We start from the raw sequence: 2,548 nt of genomic DNA, 5'->3' as shown, positions 1-2,548 counted from the left end.
ATCGCTGCGTCGCGGCATCCCCCGGCCGCGTGAATGCGAGCACTTCCTTGCCCTGCGCCAGCGCGGCCTGCGTGACCAGATGCGCCGCGGCACCGAAGCCATAGATGCCGATGCGAGCTGCATCGTCACCGGCCTTGCGCAACGTGCGCCAACCGATCAGGCCAGCGCACAGCAAGGGGGCCATTTGCGCTGGCGCCATCGGCAGGCTCAAGGGCAGGCAGAACGCAGCCTCGGCGAGCACATGGGTGGCGAAGCCGCCATCGCGGCCGTGGCCGGTGAATAGCGGTGCATCGCAAAGGTTCTCGCTGCCGCGGGCGCAATAGGCACAGCAGCCGCAAGCGTGGCCCAGCCAGGGCACGCCCACGCGTTGCCCAAGCAGCGACAGCGCTACCCCGCTGCCAACGCGCTCGACGATGCCGACGATCTCGTGGCCGGGAACGACAGGCCAATGCGGCACCGGCAACTCGCCGTCGACGATGTGCAAGTCTGTTCGGCAGACCGCGCAGGCCTCGACCCGCAGGCGCAACTCACCAGGCCCCGGTTCGGGATCGACCCTTTGCACCAGCCGCAGCGGCTGACCAGGCCCGTGGAGCACCATGGCTTGCATGTGTGGCCCTAGCGGGTCAGGATTGCACCGGCTGCTTCGCCAGACGGTTGCAATGGCCCCAGCGGGTTGACCCGCAGTTCCGAGCGAGCCACGCGAGGCTCGCCGCCGAAGTTGGAGAACAGGACCACACCGCTCCGAATGACCAGCAGCGCACGCAAATGCCAGCCGCTCACTTCTGTCAGGCGCCTGAAGTTCAGGAAATCGCGCCAGAAATCGCCCACGCGCTGGCGCTGCTGCACACCGATCTCGAACTCGTAGGCGCGGCACGCCATCTGTGCCTGGATGCAGGCGCGGATGCCGGGATCGAGTTCATCGAGCGCGATGTTCGGATGGGGGGCCAGCCGCGCCACCAACTCGGGATACGGGATCACGTTCACATTCGCACTGTCCGCGATGTCGAAGCCGAGTGCTTTCAAGTCATTCACCGTGGTCTTGAACGGCACCACGGCTTGCAGCGCCTGACCCGCCGCCTCGTAACTTTCGAACGAAGTGGCGGTGCGCTGCGTCTCGCTGGGCAGGAGGTGGCCGCAGGCAGCCAGAAGAAGCGGCAGCGCGGACGCCAGCATGGCCCGCGCGGCACTGCGAATCCCGACCGTCCCGTCCATTCAGAAGACCTTTCCATTGCAAACTGGAGCCACACGGCTGTGGCTGGCTCCCAGCATGGCGCGCGACGCACCAGGCGGTGTTGAGATCGCTCAAATGACGCTTGATGCGAAGCCGCCTGGCTTCTTCCGCCGGCCATTGCGGCACATCAACCGCGCAGGCCAAGGCACATGCATGATGGTCTGCCTCTCTTTTACGCCGAGCCTGCCATGAGCATTCGCCACCTGGACTCGATGTTCGCGCCTCGCTCGGTTGCCGTGTTTGGCGCCAGTGACCGGCCTGCCAGCGTGGGCGCCACGGTCTGGCGCAACCTGCGCCAGGGCGGATTCGGCGGCGCCCGCTGGGCGGTCAACCCCAAGCACGGCCAGATCGCTGGCGAAGAAGCCTATGCGGATGTGGCCAGCCTGCCCGAGGCCCCGGAACTCGCGGTGATCTGCACGCCCGCCGCGACGGTGGCCAGGCTGATCGAGGACCTGGGTGCTCGCGGCACGCGTGCCGCTGTCGTGCTCAGCGCGGGGATGGACGAAGCCATGCGCCGGGCCATGCTGGAGGCCGCCGGCCGACACATGCTGCGCATCATCGGCCCGAATGGCCTGGGCCTGCTGTCGCCGCATGCACATCTGAATGCCAGCCTCGCGCACACCTGCGCCCAGCCCGGCGACTTGGCCTTGGTCTCGCAATCCGGGTCCCTGATGTCCGCGGTGCTGGACTGGGCGAATGGCCGTGGCATCGGGTTTTCGCATTGCATCTCGCTGGGCGAGCATGTGGACGTGGACCTTGGCGACCTGCTCGACTGGCTGGCCAGCGACGCCAGGACGCGTGCGATCCTGCTGTATGTCGAATCCATCACTTCGGCCCGCAAGTTCATGTCCGCAGCACGTGCCGCGGCGCGCAACAAGCCGGTGCTGGTGGTGAAGGCCGGCCGTTCGCATGACCAGGCGGCGGCGTTGTCGCACACCGGGGCGCTCGCTGGCTCGGACCTGGTGTACGACGCGGCCATCCGGCGAGCCGGCATGCTGCGTGTCGACACCCTGGAGGAGTTTTTCACTGCCGTTGAAACACTTGCCCATTTTCACGGCCAGCCCATCGATCAGGCGGCACCCTGGCCGGCGCAATTGACGCTGCTGAGCAATGGCGCTGGCGCCGGCGTGCTGGCGGCCGACGCAGCTGCGCTGGCCGGCGTCGCGCTGGCTCCGTTGAGCGAAGCCACGCTGCGGGCGCTGAACGTGGCATTGCCCGCCAACTGGCGCCACGGCAATCCGGTCGACATCATGGGCGATGCGCCTGTGGCGCGCTATGTTCTGGCGCTGAAGACCTTGCTTGGCGACCCTGCCAACG

Annotated in this window: 3 protein-coding genes; 1 reads left to right on the top strand and 2 read right to left on the bottom strand. The window is 67.4% G+C overall.

The features are described 5' to 3' along the window. Positions 1-607 (bottom strand): alcohol dehydrogenase catalytic domain-containing protein (locus FKP22_RS26940; RefSeq protein WP_170201114.1); only part of this gene is annotated, 607 nt, incomplete at its 3' end. A gap of 8 nt (positions 608-615) precedes the next feature. Next, positions 616-1,212, bottom strand: coding sequence for a hypothetical protein (locus tag FKP22_RS26935; protein WP_141291035.1), 597 nt, complete (start codon positions 1,210-1,212; stop codon positions 616-618). 207 nt (positions 1,213-1,419) lie between these two features. Here FKP22_RS26935 and FKP22_RS26930 point away from each other — a divergent pair. Beyond that, on the top strand, positions 1,420-2,548 hold a 1,129-nt coding region (locus FKP22_RS26930), incomplete at its 3' end, for an acetate--CoA ligase family protein (RefSeq protein ID WP_211361607.1).

The sequence above is a fragment of the Ideonella azotifigens genome (genome assembly GCF_006519715.1).
In the GTDB taxonomy this organism is placed as follows: domain Bacteria; phylum Pseudomonadota; class Gammaproteobacteria; order Burkholderiales; family Burkholderiaceae_C; genus Ideonella; species Ideonella azotifigens.
This window is presented reverse-complemented; position numbering and strand designations above follow the sequence as displayed.